At 69.2% G+C, this 20,867-nt stretch carries 22 protein-coding genes and 1 pseudogene; 13 read left to right on the forward strand and 10 right to left on the reverse strand.

Going from position 1 to position 20,867, the window contains the following annotated elements:
• Positions 1–97: 97 nt before the first annotated feature.
• The 4 genes from ACPTTF_RS06420 to ACPTTF_RS06435 all read right to left on the reverse strand — a co-directional run bounded on the left by ACPTTF_RS06420 (position 98) and on the right by ACPTTF_RS06435 (position 4,764).
• The gene (locus ACPTTF_RS06420; RefSeq protein ID WP_423370615.1) at positions 98–817 is read right to left on the reverse strand and encodes a fimbrial biogenesis chaperone; all 720 of its coding nucleotides are present in this window, start codon (positions 815–817) and stop codon (positions 98–100) included.
• 15 nt (positions 818–832) lie between these two features.
• A complete protein-coding gene (locus tag ACPTTF_RS06425; protein ID WP_423371849.1) occupies positions 833–1,330 on the reverse strand; it encodes a Csu type fimbrial protein in 498 nt (165 codons plus the stop codon).
• A 578-nt stretch (positions 1,331–1,908) separates the two neighbouring features.
• Complete coding sequence (locus ACPTTF_RS06430; RefSeq protein ID WP_423370616.1) at positions 1,909–3,114, reverse strand: MFS transporter; 1,206 nt, start codon at positions 3,112–3,114, stop codon at positions 1,909–1,911.
• 738 nt (positions 3,115–3,852) lie between these two features.
• The gene (locus tag ACPTTF_RS06435; protein WP_423370617.1) at positions 3,853–4,764 is read right to left on the reverse strand and encodes a LysR family transcriptional regulator; all 912 of its coding nucleotides are present in this window, start codon (positions 4,762–4,764) and stop codon (positions 3,853–3,855) included.
• 165 nt (positions 4,765–4,929) lie between these two features.
• On the opposite strand from ACPTTF_RS06435, the gene ACPTTF_RS06440 reads away from it, so the two are divergent.
• On the forward strand, positions 4,930–5,850 hold the full coding sequence (locus ACPTTF_RS06440; protein ID WP_423370618.1) for a pyridoxal-phosphate dependent enzyme: 921 nt from the start codon (positions 4,930–4,932) through the stop codon (positions 5,848–5,850).
• Between the two features lie 234 nt (positions 5,851–6,084).
• On the opposite strand, the gene ACPTTF_RS06445 is transcribed toward ACPTTF_RS06440, so the two are convergent.
• Together ACPTTF_RS06445 and ACPTTF_RS06450 are read right to left on the reverse strand one after the other, a co-directional pair.
• Entirely contained in the window at positions 6,085–7,401 is a 1,317-nt protein-coding gene (locus tag ACPTTF_RS06445) for a DUF2242 domain-containing protein (RefSeq protein WP_423370619.1), read from the reverse strand.
• A gap of 115 nt (positions 7,402–7,516) precedes the next feature.
• Positions 7,517–8,410, reverse strand: a complete 894-nt coding sequence (locus ACPTTF_RS06450; protein WP_423370620.1) for a LysR family transcriptional regulator — start codon at positions 8,408–8,410, stop codon at positions 7,517–7,519.
• 108 nt (positions 8,411–8,518) lie between these two features.
• Between ACPTTF_RS06450 and ACPTTF_RS06455 the strand changes: the two genes are divergently transcribed.
• Together ACPTTF_RS06455 and ACPTTF_RS06460 are read left to right on the forward strand one after the other, a co-directional pair.
• Complete coding sequence (locus ACPTTF_RS06455) at positions 8,519–9,274, forward strand: TerC family protein (protein WP_423370621.1); 756 nt, start codon at positions 8,519–8,521, stop codon at positions 9,272–9,274.
• A 93-nt stretch (positions 9,275–9,367) separates the two neighbouring features.
• Positions 9,368–9,704, forward strand: a pseudogene (locus ACPTTF_RS06460) (zf-TFIIB domain-containing protein).
• Between the two features lie 87 nt (positions 9,705–9,791).
• Here the strand turns inward: ACPTTF_RS06460 and ACPTTF_RS06465 are convergent.
• A complete protein-coding gene (locus tag ACPTTF_RS06465; protein ID WP_423370623.1) occupies positions 9,792–10,202 on the reverse strand; it encodes an Hsp20/alpha crystallin family protein in 411 nt (136 codons plus the stop codon).
• Positions 10,203–10,218: 16 nt separating this feature from the next.
• Positions 10,219–10,659, reverse strand: a complete 441-nt coding sequence (locus tag ACPTTF_RS06470; RefSeq protein ID WP_423370624.1) for an Hsp20/alpha crystallin family protein — start codon at positions 10,657–10,659, stop codon at positions 10,219–10,221.
• 246 nt (positions 10,660–10,905) lie between these two features.
• Between ACPTTF_RS06470 and ACPTTF_RS06475 the strand changes: the two genes are divergently transcribed.
• A complete protein-coding gene (locus ACPTTF_RS06475; protein WP_423370625.1) occupies positions 10,906–11,823 on the forward strand; it encodes a 3-hydroxyacyl-CoA dehydrogenase NAD-binding domain-containing protein in 918 nt (305 codons plus the stop codon).
• Between the two features lie 54 nt (positions 11,824–11,877).
• On the opposite strand, the gene ACPTTF_RS06480 is transcribed toward ACPTTF_RS06475, so the two are convergent.
• Positions 11,878–12,159: a DUF4148 domain-containing protein gene (locus tag ACPTTF_RS06480; RefSeq protein ID WP_423370626.1), complete on the reverse strand. Its 282-nt coding sequence runs from the start codon at positions 12,157–12,159 to the stop codon at positions 11,878–11,880.
• Positions 12,160–12,330: 171 nt separating this feature from the next.
• Complete coding sequence (locus tag ACPTTF_RS06485; protein WP_166963192.1) at positions 12,331–13,179, reverse strand: LysR substrate-binding domain-containing protein; 849 nt, start codon at positions 13,177–13,179, stop codon at positions 12,331–12,333.
• 327 nt (positions 13,180–13,506) lie between these two features.
• Between ACPTTF_RS06485 and madL the strand changes: the two genes are divergently transcribed.
• The 9 genes from madL (at position 13,507) to ACPTTF_RS06530 (ending at position 20,860) form a co-directional block, all read left to right on the forward strand.
• On the forward strand, positions 13,507–13,902 hold the full coding sequence (madL, locus tag ACPTTF_RS06490; protein WP_048242453.1) for a malonate transporter subunit MadL: 396 nt from the start codon (positions 13,507–13,509) through the stop codon (positions 13,900–13,902).
• A gap of 11 nt (positions 13,903–13,913) precedes the next feature.
• The gene (gene madM, locus ACPTTF_RS06495; RefSeq protein WP_423370627.1) at positions 13,914–14,681 is read left to right on the forward strand and encodes a malonate transporter subunit MadM; all 768 of its coding nucleotides are present in this window, start codon (positions 13,914–13,916) and stop codon (positions 14,679–14,681) included.
• 134 nt (positions 14,682–14,815) lie between these two features.
• Positions 14,816–16,462 carry a malonate decarboxylase subunit alpha gene (gene mdcA, locus ACPTTF_RS06500; RefSeq protein ID WP_423370628.1) on the forward strand — a complete coding sequence of 549 codons (1,647 nt, stop codon included), beginning with the start codon at positions 14,816–14,818 and terminating at the stop codon, positions 16,460–16,462.
• 10 nt (positions 16,463–16,472) lie between these two features.
• Positions 16,473–16,787 carry a malonate decarboxylase acyl carrier protein gene (mdcC, locus tag ACPTTF_RS06505; RefSeq protein WP_034183256.1) on the forward strand — a complete coding sequence of 105 codons (315 nt, stop codon included), beginning with the start codon at positions 16,473–16,475 and terminating at the stop codon, positions 16,785–16,787.
• Positions 16,784–17,719, forward strand: coding sequence for a biotin-independent malonate decarboxylase subunit beta (locus tag ACPTTF_RS06510; protein WP_423370629.1), 936 nt, complete (start codon positions 16,784–16,786; stop codon positions 17,717–17,719). The genes mdcC and ACPTTF_RS06510 overlap by 4 nt, the downstream gene beginning before the upstream one ends.
• On the forward strand, positions 17,706–18,413 hold the full coding sequence (gene mdcE / locus ACPTTF_RS06515; protein ID WP_423370630.1) for a biotin-independent malonate decarboxylase subunit gamma: 708 nt from the start codon (positions 17,706–17,708) through the stop codon (positions 18,411–18,413). The genes ACPTTF_RS06510 and mdcE overlap by 14 nt, the downstream gene beginning before the upstream one ends.
• A complete protein-coding gene (gene mdcG / locus ACPTTF_RS06520; protein ID WP_423370631.1) occupies positions 18,400–19,068 on the forward strand; it encodes a malonate decarboxylase holo-[acyl-carrier-protein] synthase in 669 nt (222 codons plus the stop codon). Before mdcE ends, mdcG begins: the two co-directional genes overlap by 14 nt.
• Positions 19,065–19,931, forward strand: a complete 867-nt coding sequence (gene mdcB, locus ACPTTF_RS06525; RefSeq protein WP_423370632.1) for a triphosphoribosyl-dephospho-CoA synthase MdcB — start codon at positions 19,065–19,067, stop codon at positions 19,929–19,931. The genes mdcG and mdcB overlap by 4 nt, the downstream gene beginning before the upstream one ends.
• Positions 19,928–20,860 carry an acyltransferase domain-containing protein gene (locus ACPTTF_RS06530; protein WP_423370633.1) on the forward strand — a complete coding sequence of 311 codons (933 nt, stop codon included), beginning with the start codon at positions 19,928–19,930 and terminating at the stop codon, positions 20,858–20,860. The genes mdcB and ACPTTF_RS06530 overlap by 4 nt, the downstream gene beginning before the upstream one ends.
• Positions 20,861–20,867 lie beyond the last annotated feature (7 nt).

Raw genomic sequence — 20,867 nt, forward strand, 5'->3', positions numbered from 1 at the left:
CGCGGCGCGCGGCGAGCGTCGCGGCGTCCTGCGTCCGTTGGCCGGGGGCGTGCCGGCGCGTGGCGAAGGGGGAGAGGCCGGGCGGCGCACCGGCGGTCTAGCCCGGCGGCTCCACCGCGACGACCGCACTGGCCGGCTGCGAATTGACGGCCGCCCGCACCGTGACCTTGCCGCCGAGCGCGACGCCCGCCGGCAGCGGCACGCTCCACTGGCCGGTTCGGCCCGCGAGCGCATAACCGAGCAGCCCGCGCGTGAGCGGGTACGCGTGCCCGTCGCCGGTCACGAGCTCGACCGACGCCAGTTGCGCGCGCCGCATGCCGCCGTTGTGCACGCGCAGTACCCAGCCGCCGGTGCCGCGCAGCAGCGCCCAGTCGAGCTGCGGCGCGCCGTTGCTTGCCGGCTCGACGAACACGGGAATCGAATAGCGCAGCCGGATCGACACACCGTTGGCCGGCGTCTCGCCCGGCTGCGGCAGCTCGTCGATCAGCAGCCGGTAGGCCTGCTCGACACCGGCTGATGTACGCGACGCGCGCACGACGCGGATCAGCTGCTCGGACTGCATGCCGACCTCGATCAGCGGCGGGCTGGCCAGCAGATCCTGGGTGGGCGTCAGCGCATCCTGGCCATCGGCCTGATCCCAGCGGAACACGCGCACCTGCCCGTACACCGCGCGCTCGCCCGGATTGCGCAACGTGATGCCGGTGGCCGTGTCGTCGGCACCGAATTCGATCGTGACGGGGGAAATCTGCAGCGACGCGGCGTGCGCGGCGCCGGCCGCGCACAGCAGCGCGGCGAGCGTTCGACGTAATGCGGACATGGGAAGCAGCGCCGGTCAGAAGTAGACGGTTGCGGTGACGGTCGTCTGATAGGTGTCCGGCTTCGGCGTCGTTTGCGCGGGCACCTGGCCGTAGACGGTGAAGGACTGTGCGGACCCCGTGCCGGTGCCGGCCACGGTGTCCGTGCCTTGCGTGTTGCCCCAGACCGTCGTCCGTCCGGCGTCCTGGTAGAGCTGGAAGCCGACCGTCGTCGTCGTGTTGCCGGTCGCCGTGCCGGCCATCAGCCGGCTCGCGACGGTCGACCCCGTGACCTGTCCCGCGTCGAGACCGACGTTGTACGGCGTCGTGTTGGTGCAGGTGACGCTCAAGGTCGTCTGCTGGGTGATCGCGGCGGACAGCACGCCGTTCGTGCCGAAGGCCAGCGGGTTCGCAGTGATCGCGCAGTTCGGCTGCACCGTCAGCGTGACGTTGAAGGTGGAGGTCGCGGTGCCATTCGAATAGGTGGCTGCGTCGGCGGTGGATGTCGAAAGGCCGACTGACAGCGCGAGCGACAATGTGGTGGATGCGATGGCGACTTTCACACAGATCCCTCATCGATCGAATTTTCGTTGGATTTATGCCGCGCTTCGCAGGCCACGGTATCGCAAATCCTGATACGAATCGGAAATTCTTTCAATCTTAAAATTTACGCTGTTTCATTTTGTTACATTTGATCTGGATATTGATTGAATAAAACCATGAAATATTTCGCTTTTCGATTTCAAGGTTCGAATCGCAGGAAATATTTTCCTGCGATGCAGTAAGCACTTCATGACTCACGCAGGGCTTGGCGCAAATTTTTGCCAGACCTGGCGGGAGGAGCCGGCCTGTACGGAATAAGTAATTAATGCATTTGGTGGAATGGAAGAGGTGAAAAATGAATCATTCGAGGGTATTGAATTGATTTCGGTAATCCCTGAATGAATTGAATCTTGATCGAAGCCGGATTTACGGATATTCCCAATAATTCGGATTGAAGAGACGTTGAACCGGAGTTGACGGTTGAAAACGAAGACGGCCGCATTGCGCGGCCGTGAACGTGTGTCGGTGCGGGGGGATCCCGCATCCGTTGCCGGCGTCCGACGTATCGCGATTACGAATTCGCGGCGGCCGGTGCGCGGCGCTGCTGCGCGATCTGCAGGAAGACGAGCGCGAGTCCGGCCGCGGCGATCAGCCCGCCGACGAGCGGCACGGCCGCATACCCGAAGCCCGCCGAGATCGCCGCGCCGCCGGCGGCCGCGCCGAGCGCGTTGCCGAGGTTGAACGCGCCGATGTTGACGGCCGACGCGAGGCCCGGCGCCTCGTGGGCCGCCCGCATCACGCGCATCTGCAGCGGCGGCACGACCGCGAACGTCGCGATACCCCACACGAGCAGCGTGACGGCGGCGCCGGCATGCGTGCTGGCGAGCACCGGGAACGCGACCATCGTGGCGATCAGCAGCAGCAGGAAACCGATCAGCGTGCCGTCGAGCGAGCGGTCGGCGAGACGCCCGCCCGCGATGTTGCCGATCGAGAAGCCGACGCCGATCAGCACCAGCATCGCGGTCACGAAGCCGGGCGTCGCGCCGGTCAGGTGTTCGAGCGTCGGCGCGACATACGTGTAGAGCGTGAACATCGCGCCGGCGCCGAGCACGGTCGTTCCGAGCGCGCCGAGCACGACGGGGCGCGTCAACACCGAGAGTTCGGCGCGCAGGTCGGGCATCTTGCCGGCTTCGCCTTTCGGCAGCGCGGCGAACAGCCCGGCGATCGCGACCAGGCCGAGGCCCGCGGTCGCCGCGAACGACATGCGCCAGCCGATGATCTGGCCGAGCCAGGTCGCGGCCGGCACGCCGCCGACGTTCGCGATCGTGAGACCCATGAACATCGTCGCCACCGCGCTGGCCTGCTTTTCGCGCGGCACGAGGCTGGCCGCGACCACCGAGCCGAGCCCGAAGAATGCACCGTGGTTGAGGCTCGTCACGAGGCGGGCGAGCAGCAGCGTCGTATAGCCCGGCGCGAACGCCGACAGCAGGTTGCCGATCGTGAAGATCGACATCAGCGCGATCAACGCCGAGCGGCGCGACCAGCGCGCGAGCAGTAGTGTCATCAGCGGCGCGCCGGCCATCACGCCGATCGCATAGGCACTGATCAGCATGCCGGCTTGCGGAATCGACACGTGCACGCCGTCGGCGATCACCGGCAGCAGGCCCATCGGCGAGAACTCGGTCGTGCCGATGCCGAACGCACCGGCGGCGAGTGCCAGCAGCGGCAGCGCGGCGCTGCCGCCCGGGCGGGAAGGAGAGGAAGTCGTGGGGTTCACGCGATGAGCTCCTGTAATCGAGGAACAACGGCACCGGGCCGTTGAGGACAGGGCGAAGTGTGCCTGCATCACTTTTGCGGAAAAAGCCGCATCCGGACGAAATTATCTTGATTTCATTTCAACAATGCAGCGAGCAACGAAGCTCGATGGTGGCGCGGGTGAACGGTCGGGGGCTTTCGTGAAAGTTTTTTGTAATGAAAGGGGGTGGGACTTTCGGCCGGAAGATTGCGAGCCATCGGCGGTTCGACGCGGAATGACGGTTGCTGCCCCCGGGTGACCCGAAAGCCATCCGCCGACCGTCCGGCGGCGCGCGGCTGCACGAATCGGGCGGGCCGCTCAGGTGGCGGCCATCGCCCTGTGCGAGCGTCGCATCACTGCCGAAAACCCTTTGCAGACAAGGCCCGCGCGCAAAAAAAGCCCCGGCCACAGGGGGACCGTGACCGGGGCGGAAACGCATCCTCTCTTTGGCACGAGGGTTGGATGCGCGCGAAGTATATTTCGACGCATGACAATTCGAACCGGCGTTAAACGGCCGTTTTTGGTGTCAATTTAAAAACACAGGCGCCTCGGCGCTGTCCGTCGGCGTTCTGAAAGATTTTTAGTCAAGACGATGCCGGTGATTAGTGCGTCAAGGCAGTCAAACCGACGATTTGACGGAGGGGCGCCAGGTCGGAGATCGACGGTGCGAATCCCCGCCGCCGGATCGTGTGCCGGACGCGTCGGACGAACTGCGTCCGGTCAGCTCGCTTCGCCGGCCGCATCGCGCACGGCCGAGAGAAACCGCGCGACGACGGGCGATGGCGGCACCGCGGCGCCGTCGAACACGAACTCGATGTCGAAGCGGCTCGCGAGTTCGTCGAGCGCGACGAGCCGGACCGTATGCGGGCAGGTCGGCGACGCGCTTTCCGGCACGAACGCACAGCCCATTCCGGCCGCGACGAGGCCGATCAACGTCGGGATGTCGCTGCCGACCTGCGCGATGCGCGGCGCGAAGCCGGCCCGCTGGCACTGCGCCATCAGGAACCGGTGGTGCGCGGCGGAGCGCTGCGCGTCGAACCACACGAACGGCTCGTTCGCGACGTCGGCCAGCGTGCGCGGCGCGGTGAAGTGTCCGCCCGGCGGCGCGGGCATCGCGAGCACGAAGCGGTCGCTCAGCAACCGCACGCCCGACAGGTGTGGCGCCTCGTCGCGACGCCACGCCATGATGCCGCCGTCGAGCTGGCCGCGCACCAGCGCGCTCGCCTGTTCGGCCGACAGCATCGGCGCGATCGACAGCTTCACGTCCGGGCACGCGTCGCGAAACGCCTTGAGGACGTTCGCGACGACGGGCAACGGCAGGCAGTTCGGCAACGCGCCGAGCCGTAGCTCGCCCAGCTGGCCGGCCGCGCTGCGCAACGCGCGCTCACGGCTGTCCTGCAACGTCGCGAGCAGGCCGGTCGCGTCCTGCAGGAAGCTCGCGCCGGCCGCCGTGAGCGTGACGCCCGTTGCGCGGCGGACCAGCAGCGGCGTGCCGATCGCGTCCTCGAGTTCGCGGATCTGTCGCGACAGCGCGGGCTGGACGATGCCGGCCGCGCGGGCGCCGGCCATCACGCTGCCCGCTTGTGCGACGGCGACGAAGTAGCGCAGGTGACGCAATTCGATCTGGCGCATGCGGTATCCGTTCCGGTTCATTGATATACCTGTGAAGCATAGCAAGTGCCATGTGATGGTATTGGAAAGCATGGAAGGCCTGCCGTACGATGACCGTCATTGCCGCTCGCCCTCGCGGGTCGCGTGCGTTTTCTCCGTTCGCTTCGTTCTCCTTGGTCCTGTCCCATGCCGCTTCATATCCCGACCCCTTATATCCGCTCGCAAATCGCGTCCAGCCGGCTCGGCAGGACCATCCGGCTGAAGCTCGATGCGCTGCAGCCGTCGGGCTCGTTCAAGCTGCGCGGCATCGGTGCCGTCTGCGAAGCGCGGCATGCGGCCGGCGCGCGGCGGTTCGTGTCGTCGTCGGGCGGCAACGCGGGCATCGCGGTCGCCTATTGCGGCCGCGAACTCGGCGTGCCGGTGCTCGTCGTCGTGCCGGAAAGTGCGTCGGCCCGCGCCCGCGAACTGATCCGCGTCGAGGGCGCCGACCTGATCGTGCACGGCGCGAGCTGGGCCGAGGCGAACGCGTTCGCGCAGTCGGCGCTCGGCGAGCACGATGCGTTCGTGCATCCGTTCGACGACCGCGTGCTGTGGCAGGGCCACGCGACGATGATCGACGAGATGGCGTCGGCCGGCCCGAAACCCGATGCGGTCGTGCTCGCGGTCGGTGGTGGCGGGCTGCTGTGCGGCGTGCTCGAAGGGCTGGCGCGCAACGGCTGGCACGACGTGCCGGTGGTCGCGGCCGAAACGGAAGGCGCCGACTGCTATGCGCGATCGCTCGCGCTGGGGCGCCCGGTCGAATTGCCGGCGATCACGAGCATCGCGACGTCGCTCGGCGCGAAGCGGCCGTGCGATGCCTCGGTCGAATGGGCGACCCGGCACGAGATCTATCCGGTCGTCGTGTCCGATGCCGACGCGGTGGCCGCGTCGCTGCGTTTTCTCGACGAACACCGGATCGTCGTCGAGCCCGCGTGCGGTGCCGCGCTGGCCGCGCTCGAGCGGCCGGTGCCCGTGCTCGCGTCGGCGACGGATATCGCCGTGATCGTCTGCGGCGGCGTGACGGCGACCGTCGAGCAGCTGCAGACGCTGCGCACGACGTTGCGGTAGGCGGGGCGGCTGTCGATCCCGGCGAACGCGGGCGTCGGCCGTGCATGCTCGCTGCGAAGCATCGGCGCAATGCCGGCTACGCAATTACGCTACCGGCAGGCGGCAGGCGGCAGGCGGCAGGCGGCAGGCGGCAGGCGGCAGGCAGCGTGGAAATTCCTGTGAGGATTGACTGGGAAGGGTGCGTATCGTCGCGCTGCGCCGGTTGCGGCCGGGCGCGACGATACGGGCGGCCGGTCAGTTTGCGGCCGGAGCGCTCGCGCCCGACGGTGCGGACGATGCGACGGGGTTGGCGGCGGCAGGCACGGGCGATGTGCCCGAGGGCGCCGATGCCGATACGGGGGCCGATGCGGTGGACGCGGGTGCATGCGCGGCCGGTGTGGGCGTCGCAGCGGCCGGTGCGGAAGCGGCGGGCGTCGATGCCGGGCTGGAAGCGGATGCCGGCGCGGGTGTCGAGGCTGGCGTGGATGCCGATCCGGACGCCGGCGCAGGTGTCATCGCCGGTGCGGGCGTCGACGCAGCGGCCGGAGCAGGTGCCGCACCCGAAGCAGGTGCCAACCCCGAAGCAGGTGCCAACCCCGAAGCAGGTGCCAACCCCGAAGCAGGTGCCAACCCCGAAGCAGGTGCCAACCCCGAAGCAGGTGCCAACCCCGAAGCAGGTGCCAACCCCGAAGCAGGTGCCAACCCCGAAGCAGGTGCCAACCCCGAAGCAGGTGCCAACCCCGAAGCAGGTGCCAACCCCGAAGCAGGTACCGACCCCGAAGCAGACGCCGCCACCGGCGCGGCAGCACGCATCGCCGCCGGCGCGACCACGGCCGACGCCGCGGCCGGCACGGCGTTCGCGCCCGACTCGGGCGCGACGACCGGCAGCGAAAGCGGCACCGGCGCCGCAGGCGGCGTCGGCACGGCCGGGGTCGTCATCTTCATCGGCTCGCCCTGCGGCGTCGGCGCGGGTTCGGGCAGCGGCGTGACGGGTTCCTTCTCGGCGGCCTTGACGGTCGCGCGGTCGCGGCGGGCCGGGTCGATCTTCAGGAAATGCTCGACGAGATTGAAGAAGCGCTCATAGAACACGCCGGCGGGAATCGTCTCGCTGGCGGTCTTGACGAGCGCGTCGTCGCTCGAACCGATCGGCAGCGACAGCGAGCCGAACACGCTGAGGCCGACGCTGGCCGACGTATTCGACTTCTTCAGCGTGTAACGATCCTGTACCGCGTTGACGTACGCGATGCTCGACGAGCCGTCCGCGTTCGCGTCCGCGCAGACGACGTGAAACTCGATCACGACGTGCATGTCGTTGTTCGGCTGGAAATTCTTGCTGCCGTCGACCGCATCGTTGCGCGACGACGACACCACATAGCCCTGGCTCAGCAGCGCGCGCCGCGCGGCCTCGCAGGCCGCGTCGGATTTCGAGTGGAACGTATGCGCATACGGGCTGCTCGTCGCGTCGAACTGTTCCTGCTGGTAGATCGGCTTGGGCGGCGACGAGCACGCCGCCAGCACGGTCGCGGCCGCGAGCGCGCACGAAACGGAAAACAGGCGAAATCGGTTGTGCATGGCGTCTTTCAGAAGGCTTGGCGAGAGGTCGCGCAACGGCGGTGCCGGGAAAATGCGCGCGGCAATCTCGTAAGGCCGGGGCGTCATTATAGTTTCGTTTGATGTCGCACTCGCTTCAGTCGGCCGCCGCGCCGCGTGCCGCGGCCAGCAATTGCGACGTCAGCGGATGGTGTTCGCCGCGCCGCGAGCGGATCGCGTGGATCTCCTCGGTCACGTCGCCCGCGCGCCCGAGCCGCCGCAACCCGCGCAGCAGCGACGCATCGTTCGCGCCGAGTTCGCTCAGCGGAAACACGCCGAGGCCGCGCGCCGCGAACACGGCCATCAGTGCGCTGTCCTCGAATTCCCCGGCCACGCGGGGTACGATCCGCTCGCCTTCCAGCCACCGGTCGAGGCGCGCGCGCAGCGCCGAATGCGCGGTCGGCAGCAGCACGGGCAGGTTGGCGAGGCACTGCGGAAAGTGCTGCCGCGCGGCCGGCGTGACGAGTGCCGCGGGCCCGTACCAGTCGACCGGCGACGCGACGAGCCGCTCGCTCGTCACGCGCAGGTTCGAACCGGACGGTGCGCCCTGGCCGGCCAGCACGAGATCGAGATGATGCAGCGCGAGCTCCGCGAGCAGCGCGTCGTGCTCGCCCTCGTGGCACAGCAGCCGCAGCGTGGGGGTATCCAGGACGGGGGCAAGGATCGCGTGCGCGGCAAGCTTGGAGATGCCGTCCGCGAGGCCCACCGCGAGGCGTACGGTCGGCTGGCTGGCCGCTGCGCGCACTTCGTCGGGGATCAGCCGTCCCATCTCGAAGATCGCCTCCGCGCGCGCAAACGCGGCCTGGCCGGCGTCGGTCATCACGACGCCGCGCCCGGCCGGGCGCAGCAACTGGTGCCCGAGCGCTTTTTCGAGCTCGCGCACCTGCGCGCTAATGGTCTGCACGGCCATGTCGAGCCGCCCGGCCGCGCGCGCAAAGCCGCCTTCCTTCACGACGACCCAGAAATAGTACAGATGTCGGAAATTGAGCATCGGATCGATATATCGGAAAAACCGAACCAAAAATCAGATTCTCTCTGATTTTTCCGAAGCTCGGGGCGGCATATCATCGGGCTTTCCACTTTCGTATCGGCCCATTTCATGGACTACCTGCTGACGCTTGCCGCCGACCCCGCCGTCTGGGCTGCGCTCCTGACGCTCGTCGTGATGGAAGTCGTGCTCGGCATCGACAACCTGATCTTCATCTCGATCCTCAGCAACAAACTGCCCGAAGCGCAGCGCGCCCGCACGCAGCGCCTCGGCATCGCGCTCGCGCTGGTGATGCGCCTCGCGCTGCTCGGCAGCGTCGCGTGGATCGCGAGCCTCACCGAACCGGTGTTCACGCTGTTCGACCATGCGTTCTCGTGGCGCGACATGATCCTGCTGTCGGGCGGCCTGTTCCTCGTCTGGAAGGCGACCACCGAGATCCATCACCACGTGTCGCACGACGGCGAAGGCGCGGGCGGTGCCGGCGGCGCGGCGGGCCTGACGGTGTGGGCCGCGATCGGCCAGATCGTGATGCTCGACATCGTGTTCTCGATCGACAGCATCGTGACCGCGATCGGCATGACCGAACACGTGCCGATCATGTTCGTCGCGGTGATCGTCGCCGTCGCCGTGATGCTGTTCGCTGCCCAGCCGCTCGCACGCTTCATCGACCGCAACCCGACCATCGTGATGCTCGCGCTGTCGTTCCTGGTCGTGATCGGCATGACGCTGATCGCCGAAGGTTTCGGTTCGCATGTGCCGAAGGGTTACATCTACGCGGCGATGGCGTTCTCGGCTTTCGTCGAGGGTATGAACATGCTGGCGCGGCGCGCGAAGGCGAAGCGCGCGGCACGGACGGAAGGCCACTGAGCCGCCGCGCGCGACGCCGGCTGCCGTCGAGGCGTCCGGCTCGCGCGCGTCATACGGAATCCAGACGAAATTCGCACGGAAAGGAGAAGCGCGATGAAATGCCCTGTCTGCAAGACGCCCGACCTGCTGATGGCCGAGCGCCAGTCGATCGAAATCGACTACTGTCCGACCTGCCGCGGCGTATGGCTCGATCGCGGCGAACTCGACAAGCTGATCGCGCGCGAAACCGGCGATGCGCCGGTGCGTCGCGACGAGACGCCCACTCAGCACGATGCGCAAGCGCCGCGCGGCCGCGACGACGGGGGGGGGGCGCGACGGCCGCTCGCACGACGAGCGTGACCGACACGACAGCCGCTCGCGCGACGATCGTTACAAGCATGACGGCCAGCGTCGCCGGAAATCGGTGTTCGACCTGTTCGACTTCGACTGATTGCGCTGCACGTCGTAAAAAAGCCCCGCCCGGAGCGTACCCGGCGGGGCTTTTTCATGCGTGCGGGATGACGGCACGCACCGCTGCTTACGCGTTGCCGGCGGTCACGTCGATGCGGCGCGGACGCGTTTCCTCACGACGCGGAATCGTCAGCGTCAGTACGCCGTCGCGCAGGTTCGCGTCGATCCTCGACGTGTCGAGATCGGGGCTCAGCACGAAGCTGCGCGCATAGCGCGTCGCACGGATTTCGGCGTGCCGCACGCGGAGGTCGGCCGGCGTGTCGAGGCGCGTGTCGGCTTCGATCGTCAGCGTGTTGTCGTGCACCTTCACGTCGAGGTTCTCGCGCGGCACGCCGGGCAGGTCGGCCCGCAGCGTGACGCCGAGATGATTCTCGTCGATGTCGACGGCCGGCGTGATCGCGGGCCGGCGAGCCGCCTCGGCAGCAGCGGGGTGGACGGTGCTCGTTTGGCGCTCGGCCAGGGTCGGGTTCGCATTCATGTCGGTATCCTGAATATTATTGAACGGTGATCGCGCGCGGCTTCGATGCCTCGCGCCGGCCGACGCGAATCAGCAGGCAGCCGTTTTCATAGCGGGCGCTGACCTGGTCGGGATCCGCGTCCCGTGGCAGCTCGACGACACGGCGGAACGCGCCGTGAAAGCGTTCTTGCGCATAGGTGCGCAGATCGTCGCCTTCGCTGCGCGGCGAAGGCTTGCGCTCGCCGCTGATCGTCAGCAGGTCCTTGTCGATCGATACGTCGAAGTCGGCCGCGGCCATGCCGGGCGCGAACGCGACGATCTCGATGGCGCCGTCGGTCGCGCCGACGTTGAGTGCGGGAAAGGCGCCGGGCCGCACCGCGCGAATGCCGGACGGACGGTCGCCAAGCAGGTTCGCCACTTGCCGCTGCACGCGGGCGAATTCGTCGAACAGGTCGCTGCCGAAATGGATACCGCTCATGTTGGTCCTCCTGAACAGGGAACGCGGGAGACGTGACGGCGCGGCGCCTGCGGCGGGCGCGACGTGGGGCTCCACTGGGTCGAAACGGGGGCAGTGCGTTGCATGGTGCACTGCCCGACGACGAGTAATTAGTGGCCGCCGCGGCGCATTTCAAGAGGGAATCTGCAATCTGCATCAATGCATGCCCGTGGGATTCGATGCGACAATCGCCGCGATCTATCTGCAGACCAACGACACGGGACAACCATGGACATTCGACGCATTGCGATCGTCGGCGCCGGCGTGATCGGCGCGAGCTGGGCCGCTTTCTATCTGACGCAGGGTTTCGACGTCGTCGCGACCGATCCGGCGCCGCAAGCCGACGCGCGGCTGCGCGACGCGCTGGCCGCGTTTCTCGGCGAGCGGGCCGCCGAACTATCCGCGCGGCTGTCGTTCGACGCCGATCTCGTGCGCGCGCTCGACGGCGTCGACTTCGTGCAGGAGAACGGCCCGGAGCGGCTCGACCTGAAGCGTGCGCTGTACCGGCAGATGGACGACGTGCTGCCCGCGAACGTGCCGATCGCGTCGAGTTCGTCGGGCCTGAAAATGTCGGACATCCAGACCGCGTGCGACAAGCATCCGGAACGTTGCCTGATTGCACATCCGTTCAATCCGCCGCACCTGATTCCGCTCGTCGAGCTGGTCGGCGGCGAGGCCACCGGCCAGGACGTGATCGCGCGCGTGAAGGATTTCTACGATGCGCTCGGCAAGCAGACGATCGTCCTCAACAAGGAGATGACCGGCCACGTCGCGAACCGGCTCGCGGCCGCGCTGTTCCGCGAGGTGTATCACCTCGTCGGCGAAGGCGTCGTGAGCGTTGCCGATGCGGACAAAGCCGTCGCATGGGGCCCCGGCCTGCGCTGGGGGCTGATGGGGCAGTGCCTGACCTATCACCTCGGCGGCGGCGCGGGCGGCATCGCGCACTTTCTCGAACACCTGTCGGGGCCGATCACGAGCTGGTGGGACGACCTCGGCACGCCGTCGTTCGATCCGGACGTCGATCGCAAGCTGAACGACGAATTGCGCGCGATCCAGGGCGAGCGCTCGATGCAGGAACTGGCGGCCGAACGCGACCGCCTGCTCGTCGAGCTGATCGACGCGCGGCGCCGCAGCTTCCTGCCGTAATCGCGCCGCGGCGGAGCGTTTCGGTCGGGCCGCGCTCGGTCGGGCCGCGCTCGGCTACTGCTGCGCAGCCGTTTGCGGTGCCTGCGGCGTCTGGGCAAGCCACGACGGGCTCGCGGCCTGCACCAGTTCGCGGTTGCGCGCGCGTGTCGCGGCGTTCGGCGGGTAGTTGCCGTCGTTCGTCGGCAGTTCGCCGTCGAGATAGGCCTGCTTGAGTTGCGCAATGACTTCCGCGCGGGTCAGCCCCTGCGCGGGCGCCGTGGCGTCGGTCGTCTGGGCAAAGGCGGGGGACAGCAGGGCGGCGGCGGCGGTCGCGACGGCGAATCGCAAGACATTCATGGCGTGCTCCGATCAAGGGGACGGGACACCGGATGCGCGCGGCGGCTGGCCGTGCGTTCCGATGGGTCCCATTGTCGCGAGCGGGTGCTGCGCGGACGATGACGCGTTCCGGGCAAAGCTGTCAGGTGCGGGCCGGGTCGGCCGCGCATGCTTGCGTTGCGCCCGGCGCGGTTACAACTCCGACGCTGCCGCGATCAGCGTGGCTTCGAGTGCGAGCGTCGATCGGGACGCGGCTGCCGGCCGGTCGATCACGTATTCGAGTTCGCCGAGTTCGGGCAGCCCGGCATCGAGCCGCGCGAGCCCGGCCGGGATCACGTAGCCGGCGAACGCGCTGACGCCGAGCCCCGCGCTTGCAGCGGCGCGCAACACCGCGACGCTGCTGCTCACGACGGCGATCCGGTACGGCCGCCCGACGGCTTCGAGCGATTCGAGCACGCGGCGGCGCGACACGCTCGGCTCCGGATGCATCGCGAGCGGCAGCACGGTCTCGTGGCCGGTGATCCGCGAATCGGGGCCCGTGCACCAGTACAGCGGCTCGCTGCGGATCACGCGGCCGCGCCGGCTGCCCGCGATGCGCTTGGCAAACACGAGATCGTGCCGCCCTTCGTCGAGCGCGTCGAACAGGTCGCCCGACAGCCCGGTCGAGATCGCGAGCTCGACGTCCGGATTGCGCTGCACGAAGCTCGCGAGCGCGGCCGTCAGGTGCGCCGACGCGAAATCCTCCGACATCGCCAGCCGCACCTTGCCCGACAGCGGCGGCCCGCACACCGACGTGACGGCTTCATCCATCAGTTCGAGGATGCGCACCGCGTAGCGGAACAGCGCGTCGCCGTGCTGCGACAGGTGCACGTTGCGCGTGTCGCGTTCGAACAGCGGCCGGTCGAGCAGCTCCTCGAGGCGGCGGATGTGCTGGCTGACGGTCGACTGCGACAGGCTCACGCGCTCGGACGCGGCGGTGAAGCTGCCGGACTGGGCGACGGCGACGAAGCTGCGCAGCAGCTCGGGCGGTAACGGACGCATTGCTAAATCCACTGAATCGGTTTCGACAACTTCATAAATGGCCGGATGGTGCAGCGCTAGTATCGGATCACGCGCCGGTGGGTGCCCGCAACGGGGCGCACCGGACGCGTAGCCCGCGTCGTGCCGGCGGCTGCATCGGTCAGTCTACGGCATCCGGCGTCCGGCCCGAAACCGCATCATCCCATCGACCGCCCGAGAACGCGCCCGCACGACGGGCCGCCGGGCCGCGGCGCACCGCCGCAGGAGACAGTCCGCGCACGGGATCGGCGTGCGGGGCCGGTTCCTGCATGCGTCCGGCGCCCGTCACGAAGAGACTGGAGACGACTCATGATCATCTACGGAACCGCGCTGCTGGCGTTCTGCCACCTGGCCGGACTGTTCCTCGGCGACCTGCTGGGCACCGCGATCGGCGTGAAGACCAACGTCGGCGGCGTCGGCATCGCGATGCTGCTGCTGATCTGCCTGCGCCTGTGGCTGCACCGGCGTGGCTGGCTGCCGAAGGAAACCGAGGCCGGCGTCGGTTTCTGGGGCGCGATGTACATCCCCGTCGTCGTCGCGATGGCCGCGAACCAGAACGTCGTCGCCGCGTTGAAGGGCGGCCCCGTCGCGCTGCTCGCCGCCGTCGGCGCGGTCGCGATCTGCGCATGCTGCATCGCGGTACTCGTGCGCACCGGGCGCGACGACACGGCCTTCGCAGGCGTGCCGCAATTCGAAGAACAGTGACGGAGGCCGCCATGTTGCAGATGCTCGAAAAAACCGTCGCCCACAACGGGCTCGTCGCGTCGTTCGCGCTGGTCGGCCTGATCATGTGGCTGTCGTCGGTCGCGTCGCGCAAGCTCACGTTCGGCCGCGTGCACGGCTCCGCGATCGCGATCGTGATCGGTCTCGCGCTGGCTTACGTCGGCGGCGCATTCACCGGCGGCGAGAAGGGGATCGCGGACGTGCCGCTGTTCGCGGGCGTCGGCCTGATGGGCGGCGCGATGCTGCGCGATTTCGCGATCGTCGCGACCGCGTTCGAAGTGCAGCCGACCGAGGCGCGCAAGGCCGGGCTCGTCGGCGTCGTGTCGCTGCTGCTCGGCACCGTGCTGCCGTTCATCGTCGGCGCGTGCATCGCGCGCGCATTCGGCTATACCGACGCGGTCAGCATGACGACCATCGGCGCGGGCGCCGTCACCTACATCGTCGGCCCCGTGACGGGCGCGGCGATCGGCGCGAGTTCCGACGTGATCGCGCTGAGCATCGCGACGGGGCTCGTGAAGGCGATCATCGTGATGGTCGGCACGCCGGTCGCGGCCAACTTCATGGGCCTGAAGACGCCGCGCTCCGCGATGATCTTCGGCGGCCTGGCCGGCACCGTCAGCGGCGTGAGCGCGGGGCTCGCCGCGACCGACCGCCGGCTTGTCCCGTACGGCGCGCTGGTCGCGACGTTCCATACGGGCGTCGGCTGCCTGCTCGGGCCGTCGGTGCTGTACTTCACGACGCGCGCGCTGGTCGGCGCGTAGGCGCGACCGATGCGCGGCCCGTGCGCGGGCCGCATCCATCGCTGCGTCCTCTGAGTCGCATTCGTCAACATCATCAATCGGCGGCGGCGCCAGGCTTAGAATGCCGCTGAACCATCGAAGCGGGAGAACTGTTCATGACGGGATGGAATCACGCGCGGCAGGCGCGCGATGCACGCCTCGCGGCCGGTGCGCGTTTCGCGCAGGGCAAGCGGGTCGATGCGCGCGACGCCGTCGCGTTGCTCGAAGCGGTGCTGCGGCCCGGCGACCGCGTCTGCCTCGAAGGCGACAACCAGAAGCAGGCCGACCTGCTCGCGACGGCGCTCGCCGATGTCGACAGCGCGAAGGTGCACGACCTGCACATGGTGCAGTCGGGCGTCGTGCTGCCCGAGCATCTCGACGTGTTCGAGCGCGGCATCGCGAAGCGTCTCGACTTCGCGTATTCGGGCCCGCAGTCGCAGCGCATCGCGAAGCTGCTGTTCGGCGGCAAGATCGCGCTCGGCGCGGTGCACACCTATCTCGAGCTGTTCGCGCGCTACTTCATCGACCTCACGCCGCAGGTCGCGCTGATCGCCGCGGTCAGCGCCGATCGCGACGGCAACCTGTACACGGGCCCGAACACCGAAGACACGCCGACCGTCGTCGAAGCCACCGCGTTCAAGGACGGCGTCGTGATCGCGCAGGTCGACCGCATCGTCGACAAGGTGCCGCGCGTCGATATCCCCGGCGATCGCGTGCATTTCGTCGTCGAGGCCGGCCGACCGTTCTACGTCGAGCCGCTGTTCACGCGCGACCCGGCTGCGATCACCGAAACGCAGATCCTTACCGCGATGCTCGCGATCAAGGGCATCTACGAGCCGTACGGGGTCAAGCGCCTGAATCACGGGATCGGCTTCAACACGGCCGCGATCGAGCTGCTGCTGCCCACCTACGGCGAGAAGCTCGGGCTGAAGGGCAAGGTCTGCTCGCACTGGGCGCTCAATCCGCACCCCACGTTGATTCCCGCGATCGAATCGGGCTGGGTCGAGCAGATCCATTGCTTCGGCTCGGAAGTCGGGATGGACGACTACATCCGCGCGCGTTCCGACGTGTGGTTCACGGGCTCCGACGGGTCGCTGCGCTCGAACCGTGCGTTCTGCCAGACGGCCGGCCTCTATGCGTGCGACATGTTCATCGGCTCGACGCTGCAGATCGACCTGTCCGGCCATTCGTCGACGGTCACGGCCGAGCGGATCGCCGGCTTCGGCGGTGCGCCGAACATGGGCAGCGACGCGCGCGGCCGGCGTCACCCGAGCGAGCCGTGGCTGAAGGCGGGTGCGGAAGCGGACCCCGATACACCGGCGGCGCTCAGGCGCGGCCGCAAGCTCGTTGTGCAGATCGGCGAGACGTTCGGCGACAAGAACGCGCCGATGTTCGTCGAGAAGCTCGACGCACTGAAGCTCGCCGACAAGCTGCAGCTCGATCTCGCGCCGATCATGGTCTACGGCGACGACGTCACGCACATCGTCACCGAGGAAGGAATCGCGAACCTGCTGATGTGCCGTGACAAGGACGAGCGCGAACATGCGATCCGCGGCGTCGCCGGCTATACGGAGATCGGCCGCGGCCGCGACCGGAAGATGGTCGAGCGGCTGCGCGAACGCGGCGTGATCCGCCGCCCGGAGGATCTCGGCATCGATCCGCTCGACGCCGATCGCCGCTGGCTCGCCGCGCGCTCGATCAAGGATCTCGTGCACTGGTCGGGCGGGCTCTATGCGCCGCCGGCCCGGTTCCGCAACTGGTGAGGATGAGGGCATGGAACAGTTGAACTATCGCTTCACCGCGCGCGAGCGCGCGAAGGGCGAGCTGGCCGCGGCGCTCGTCGGCGTGGTGGCATCCGGCAATCTCGAGGTGCTCGTCGAGCGCGTGCTGCCGGGCAACGAATGCGAGATCGACATCCGCACCGCGGCGGTCGGTTTCGGTGCGGTATGGCAGGCCGTCGTGTCGGATTTCGTCGAACGGCGCACGCCGGGCGGCCTGAAGCTGTCGATCAACGACGGCGGCGCGCGGCCCGACATGGTGTCGCTGCGGCTCGCGCAGGCCGTGCGCGCGATCGAGGGGGACGCATGACGACCGAAGTGATCCACGACGCGCCCGCGTTCGTCGCGAACGGCGCGAGCTGGTACGAAGCATCGGCGCGGCAGCGCATCGACGGGCTGCTCGACGCCGGCAGTTTCAGCGAATTCCTCGGCCCGGCCGAACGCGTGACGAGCCCGCACCTGCCGCTGTTCGACCTGCCGCAGCAGTTCGACGACGGCATGGTGGTCGGCCATGGCCGGCTCGACGGCCAGCCGGTGTTCGTCGCCGCGCAGGAAGGCCGCTTCATGGGCGGCGCGTTCGGCGAAGTGCACGGCGCGAAGCTCACCGGGCTGCTGCGTGCCGCGCGCGAAGTCGGCAAGCCGGTGCTGATCCTGTTCGATACGGGGGGCGTGCGGCTGCAGGAAGCGAACGCAGGCGAACTCGCGATCGCCGAGATCATGCGCGCGCTCGTCGACGCGCGTACGGCCGGCGTGCCGGTGATCGGGCTGATCGGCGGGCGCGCGGGCTGCTATGGCGGCGGCGGGTTGCTCGCCGCGTGCTGCTCGGCGCTCGCGGTGTCGGAGCAGGGCCGCATCAGCGTGTCGGGCCCCGAAGTGATCGAGACCAATCGCGGCGTCGAGGAGTTCGACGCGAAGGACCGCGCGCTGATCTGGCGCACGATGGGCGGCAAGCACCGGCGGCTGATCGGCGGCGCGGATCGCTACGTGGCCGATACGCCCGATGCGTTCCGTGCGGCGACGCTCGAGCTGATCGGCCGCGCGCCGACGTTCGATGCGGCGATGCTGCGCGCGGAGCAGGCGCGCCTTGAAGCGCGTGTCGCACGGTTCGGCGCATGCAAGGATGCGCTCGACGTGTGGCGCACGCTCGGGGCCGACAAGCCGGAAGCGATTCCGGGCATGCCCGACGACGAATTCGCCAAGCTCGCCGACCAGTTACAGGAGCCGCAGCATGACGCTCGATGAAGTACTGAATTCGCTGTTTCCCAAGGGCCATTCGATCGCGCGCAGCGGCGGCCTGCTGACTGGGCACGCTGAACTGGCCGGCACACGCGTCGACGTGATCGGCGTCGCCGACCGCTTGCCGTTCGGCATCGACGAGGCGCTGACGCTTGCGGCGCGCGTGCTCGACACGATCGCGCGCGGCGGCGACACGCCGATCCTCGTGCTCGTCGACAGCGACAGCCAGCGGATGAGCAAGCGCGACGAACTGCTCGGTTTGAACGAAGGACTGTCGCATCTCGCGAAGTGCCTGATGCACGCGGATCTCGCCGGGCACCGGACGATCGGCGTGCTGTACGGCCACACGGCCGCCGGCGCGTTCATCGCGACCGCGCTCGCGACGCGCACGCTGCTTGCGGTGCCGGGCGCCGAGCCGGAGGTGATGGACCTGCCGTCGATGTCGCGCGTGACCAAGCTGCCGATCGACGTGCTGAAGGAGATGTCGCGTTCGACGCCGGTGTTCGCGCCGGGGCTCGACAATCTCGTGAAAATGGGTGCCGTCGATGCCGTGCTCGATCCGGCCCGCGCGCTCGACGCGCAGGTCGGCGAGTGGCTCGACAAGCCGGCCGAGCGCGTTGACCAGCGCGCCGCGCGCGGCCGGCCGGTTGCTGCCGATGTCGCCCGGCGCGTCGAGGCACTCGCGCGTGCCGCACGCTGAGATGCTGCTGCGCCGCCACATGCTCGTCACGTTGACGGCGGCCGGGTGGGGCGCGGCATTCGCGCGCGATCCCGTGCTCGCGGCCGATCCGCTCGTGCAGGCATGGGCCGCGCGCGGCTGGCCGCTGATCGTGCGCCGCGCGTCGCCCGACGAGGCCGATGCCGGCCGCGTGCCGCTCGGCCTGCCGCTGCCGCCTTCCGCGGGCAAGCGACGCATCGCGCTGAACGCAGCCGCCGATGCGCTCGCGACGGTCGGCCCGCTGCCCGCGTTGTCCGACGTGCTCGTGGCCGCGCCCGACGCATGGCGCGCGCCGTTGAGCGAGCTCGATGCGCTCGGCGCGCGGTGCGGCGTGCAGGGCCGCGTGTTCGGCAGCCTCGCATGGCAGGCGCTGACGGGCGAGCCCTACCTGGGTGAGTCGTCCGATCTCGACATCGTGTTCCCGCTGCCGGATGCCGCATCGATCGCGCCGCTGCTCGACGGCCTCGCGGCGATCGACGCGCGCGCGCCGATGCGCATCGACGGCGAACTGCTGCGCGACGACGGCGCGGGCGTCAACTGGCGCGAATTGCATGCGCGGCAGCCTGAAGTCGCGGTCAAGACCGCGATCGCCGTCGAACTGATGCCGGCCGACGCATTCACCGGAGGCGCGCGATGAGCGCATGGGCTGCCTGCCGTGCACCGGCGCCGTCCGAAGCCGAGCACATCGCCGAACTGGCCGAGCGCAGCCTCGTGCTCGAGATCGACACCTATCCGAAGCCGGGGCTCGTCAGCCACGTCGACACCGGCAGTCATTCGGACATGGATGCCGCGACGTTCGCGCGCAGCGCCGCCGTGCTGCGGCCTTACTTCGCGGAACTGGCCGACGCGGGCGCGCGCGATGCGGACATGGCCGTGCTGCGCAAGATCGGCCTGCGTGCCGAGCATGCGATGCTCGCCGCGACCGGGGGCATCAATACGCATCGCGGCGCGATCTTCGGGCTCGGGCTGCTGTGTGCGGCGGCGGGCCGGCGCGCGATTGCGGGGACCCAGCCGGGCGGGATGACGCTCGGCGCGTTCGTGTCCCGCCGCTGGGGTACCGATATCCTCGGCGGCCCGCGCTTGCCCGACAGCCATGGCGAGCGCGCGAGCCGACACTACGGCGTCGGCGGTGCGCGCCGCGAAGCGGCCGACGGTTTCAAGACCGTGTACGCGATCGGGTTGCCCGCGCTGCGCCGCGCGAAGCGCGATTTGCCCGACGATCCGGAAGCCGCGCGCGTCGCCGCGTGCTTCGCGCTGATCGCCGCGCTCGACGATACGAACCTGCTGCACCGGGGCGGGCAGGCCGGCCTCGAGTTCGCGCGGGCGACCGCACGCGCGTTCGTTGCACGCGGCGGCGTGCGGGCGCGCGACTGGCGGCTGCGCGCAGTTGCCGCGCATCGTGCGTTCGTCGCGCGGCGGCTGAGCCCCGGCGGTGCGGCCGACCTGCTCGCGATGAGCGTCTTCGTCGATGCGCTCGAAGCCGACGGGGGTGCGCGATGACGCTGGCCATCCTCTGTTCGGGACAGGGCGCGCAGCGCGCCGACATGTTCGACCTGACCGGCACCGCGCCGCAGGCCGACGCGCTGTTCGCGCACGCCGGCCGGCTGCTCGGCGACGATCCGCGCGCGTGGGTCCGGCAGGCCGGGCCGGACGCGCTGCGCGAAAACCGTGCCGCGCAGATCCTCTGCACGGTCCAGGCGCTCGCGGGTGCCGCGCTGCTCGACGCGGTGTGGCCGCGCCGGCGCTGCGTCGCCGGCTACAGCGTCGGCGAAGTCGCGTCGTGGAGCCTCGCGGGGATGATCGAGCCGGAAGCGGCGCTCGACCTGGCCGATGCGCGTGCGCGTGCAATGGATGCCGCGAGCGGCGGCGACGAGCGGATGGTGTTCGTGCGCGGCCTGACGCGCGCGCAGCTCGCGCGGTTGTGCGACGGCCGTGATGCGGCGATCGCGATCGCGAACCCCGGCGACGCGTTCGTGGTTGCGGGGCGGCAGCTTGATGTCGATGCTGTGGCCGAAGAAGCGTCGCGCGATGGCGCACTGCGCGTCGCGCCCGTCTGCGTGCGGATCGCGTCGCACACGCGCCGGCTCGCCGCGGCCGTGCCGACCTTTCGCGCAACGCTCGCCGCGACGCACGTACGGCGGCCGCTGCCCGGCACGCGGCTGTTTTCGGGCATCGACGGCGCGTCGGTGCTCGACGTCGATGCGGGCCTCGACAAGCTTGCCCGGCAGATCGCGGAGCCGGTCGAGTGGGCGGCCTGTCTTGCCGCCTGCGTGGAGGCCGGTGCGACCGCGTTTCTCGAACTCGGCCCCGGTCGTGCGCTGGCCGAGATGGCTGGTGGCGCGTACCCGGCATTGCCGGCGCGCAGCCTCGCGGATTTCCGTTCCGTCGACGGGGTGACGAGCTGGCTCGCGCGCGTTGCGGCCGACTGACCGGCGG

This window comes from Burkholderia crassaminum, assembly GCF_964265005.1.
In the GTDB taxonomy this organism is placed as follows: Bacteria; Pseudomonadota; Gammaproteobacteria; order Burkholderiales; family Burkholderiaceae; genus Burkholderia.